The organism is Variovorax sp. 01T439_2 (assembly GCF_056398445.1).
This window is the reverse complement of sequence record NZ_JBFTPJ010000745.1, coordinates 1-2,985: the sequence shown is the minus strand read 5'-3', so window position 1 is coordinate 2,985 and position 2,985 is coordinate 1. Positions and strand designations below refer to the sequence as shown.

The 2,985-nt window shown below is 60.2% G+C and carries 4 protein-coding genes; 1 reads left to right on the top strand and 3 read right to left on the bottom strand.

The genetic code is table 11. The annotated features are described in order from the left end of the window. From AC1DOC_RS27035 to AC1DOC_RS27025, 3 genes are all read right to left on the bottom strand, one after another. Positions 1 to 715 (bottom strand): nucleotide sugar dehydrogenase (locus tag AC1DOC_RS27035; protein WP_478130861.1); only part of this gene is annotated, 715 nt, incomplete at its 3' end. Positions 716 to 844: 129 nt separating this feature from the next. Beyond that, a complete protein-coding gene (locus AC1DOC_RS27030; protein ID WP_478130860.1) occupies positions 845 to 1,918 on the bottom strand; it encodes a polysaccharide biosynthesis/export family protein in 1,074 nt (357 codons plus the stop codon). A gap of 433 nt (positions 1,919 to 2,351) precedes the next feature. Beyond that, positions 2,352 to 2,480 (bottom strand): hypothetical protein, encoded by a 129-nt coding sequence (locus tag AC1DOC_RS27025; RefSeq protein WP_259347633.1) that lies wholly within the window; start codon positions 2,478 to 2,480, stop codon positions 2,352 to 2,354. Here AC1DOC_RS27025 and AC1DOC_RS27020 point away from each other — a divergent pair. After that, positions 2,470 to 2,514 (top strand): hypothetical protein, encoded by a 45-nt coding sequence (locus tag AC1DOC_RS27020; protein ID WP_369664481.1) that lies wholly within the window; start codon positions 2,470 to 2,472, stop codon positions 2,512 to 2,514. The two genes, AC1DOC_RS27025 and AC1DOC_RS27020, sit on opposite strands and share 11 nt — an antisense overlap. The last annotated feature ends 471 nt before the right edge of the window (positions 2,515 to 2,985 follow it).

Below are 2,985 nucleotides of genomic sequence, written 5' to 3'. Positions count from 1 at the left end.
CCCCTGTGTCGATACCGAGCCTGTGGAAGATCAGACTCAGTTCGTTCATGAGTGCAATGTTCACGTCGCGCTGGGTGTTTTCAATCACCTTCGCGGCTTCGGCCACCTTGATGCTGCTGGCTTTGTGAGTGCCGGCGGTGATGATCTGGCTGTAGAGCTGGTCAACGGCTTCCGCGACCTCGGGCGTGCTGCCGCTGGTCACTTTCTTGATGGTCGGCAGACGGTGTTCCTTGTCGCCAGGATTGATCCGCTCGGGGCTGTAGCCGCAGAAGAAGTCGACGTTGAACTTCTTGCCGCTGAATTTTTCCAGCACAGGCACGCAGACCTCTTCGGTTGCTCCGGGATACACCGTCGATTCGAAGATCACGATCGCGCCAGCCGGCATCACCTTGCCGACGGTTTCGCTGGCCTTGATGAGAGGCGTCAGGTCAGGTCGATTGGCGTTGTCGATAGGCGTGGGAACCGTCACGATGAAAACAGCGCAATCGCGCAGATCGTCGGCGTGCGACGTAAACGCCAGTTGAGCGGCAGCCTTCAGTTCTTCCGGTGTGGTTTCCAGGGTGTGGTCACGTCCACCCTGCAATTCGGCAATGCGCTTGGCATTGATGTCGAAGCCGATCACCTGGCGCTTCTTGCCAAACTCCACGGCAAGGGGCAGACCCACGTAGCCCAGGCCAATGATGGCAATCGGTCGATTTGAATGAATGGCTTGCATATTGACTACCGGCACAAAAAAAGACGGCACGGCCCCTGCCGTCACGCCGCACTTGCGGTTGTTCTTGTTCTTGAGCCAAGTCCCTGTGCCACCAACCGCTAAAGGCGGCGCGGGACTTTCAGGCTTCGACTAGCGGTGCCTGACGTACGTCTCGCTGGCGCTGTTCACCACCTGCGCAGACGGAAGAATCAAGCTGACGACGCGGTTCCACTTCACGAGCGGTACGGGGTCGATGTAGACCACGTCTTGCGGCTCCAGGCTGAACTGCCTGGCCAGCACCATGGCGGCGGGGTTCTTGGCGTCCAGGTGGAAGATCGCGGGCAAGCCGGTGGCACCCTGGCGAATCACATAGATCTGGCCGGGGTTGGCGGTGGTAAGCACCGGACCGCCCGCTTCGCCCAGCGCTTCGTTCAAGTTGAGGCGGCCGTTGCTGCGCATCGTGAGTGCAGACGGAACGAGGACTTCGCCCATCACGTACACCTTGGCGTCTTCGCGGGCGCCCACGCGGATGGTGTCGCCGTTTCTCAGCGGAATGTCGTTGCCGTCGCGGCCAGCCTGGCGCAGGCGCGTAAGGTCGATGTCGATGGACTTGCCGTCGCGCACCAGGGTGACATCCGCGCGATTGCCGTTGACGGTGATGCYGCCGGCGCGGTTGATGGCCTCGSYCAGCGTCATSGGCACGTCGGTGAAGATCTGCGAGCCGGGTACGCGCACTTCGCCTTCTATATAGGCGCGGCGGCTGCGGAACGACTGAATGCGCACGGTCACTTCGGGCTCGCGCACCTGGGTGACGATGAGCTTGGAGATCAGGTCGCCAGCCTCGGCTTCGGTAAGGCCCGCAACCCTGACGCGGCCAACGTACGGAAAGGCGATTTCGCCCGACGAATCGACGATGAAGCCGGGCGCCACGCTCACGCCCGTGGGGTCGGCTTGCTGGGAGATGACGGCGCCGGCATTGGGCAACAGCTCGGGGTGGTCATAYACGATGACGCCCACCACGTCTCCGGGGCCGATGGTGTAGCGCTGCGGCTTGCCGAACAGGGCCTGCACTTCGGGCGGCACGTTCTTGGGCGAGGTTTTGGCCAGCGTGCGCACAAGGGCTGGCGTGATGGGGGTGATCCGGTCTTCCGGTGCGGCGTCGGGCAGGTACTGGAACTTGGGGGGCAGTTCTTCGGCAACCTGGTACGGCTCGACGGTACCCATGCCCGGAGCCACGGCGCAGCCCTGAAGCACGGCTACGCCCAACATTGCAGCGGCAATCCATGCCGCCGCGTTCACTTCTCGTCTCAAAACAGTCCCCTGGTTGTTGCAGCGAGGCCGACCACGGCCCAAACAGGGATCAGCTGTTGCTGAATGCTCCTCCCTGTACCTATATTTTATCTTTTGTAGCTAAACGTTTGTATTAAGAAAGTGATGCGGATCACTTTTCCACGAAAAGCTAACGGCTTTTACGTTTTGCTACCCATTAGTCTATCAAAATGTGATGGATGCCCTTGCTGGGCAAAGTTGATAACCGTTAACCGTGGGATGCACGAGGTAGTAGGGAGAAACGAACAAGTTGTCATCCCACGTATTGGGGATGCCCGGCGCTTTTATTCAGCGCCGCTGCCGCATTCCTATTGCGATCAGCAGATGGTCAGGTGCGCTCGGTCCAATGCTTCAAAAAGAAGCCCTTGGGAGGGAATTTGCCGCCAAACACCATGCACACCTTCGCAATCGACACCGGAATCTTTGTAGCTGGCGCCTTTCTGGGCGTGGTGCTCATGTGCCTGCTCTTCGCCTCGCGGTCGGACGACTGAAACCACTCCGGCTCCGGATCGGGCCGGGGTCAGTTAACTGTTGTTGCCACGCATCACCGGCTGAAGCCCTGGCGAGGCCGGTTCAGGCGCCCTACACACCCCTGCCCGCCACGGAAATCCGTGATGGAGTTGGCACAATCGCTTTTAAAATGTGAGCACGCTCCTGTGACAACTGGTACTTCAAGCTACATTTTGTAAGTCAGAAGTGACTTAGGTCGCAGCAAAACGGGCATCGGCACTCGAAAAACGATTGCCGCGCTTGCCGTGCCGATTGCTTCTGCACACCCCGCCTTTTGGGCGGGTTTGTACAGCCAGAAGGAATCCGGCACGTACCGGAGCTCTTGCCCCCGTACAGGGGCGCCTTCGAGCCAAAAACATCCATTTGCCAGGCGGCGGGGTACCCCCTGCCCCGGCAGATTGGGTACCCACGGGAAACCTCAGAGCGTGTCAACACCGCGCGACGACTTGGAG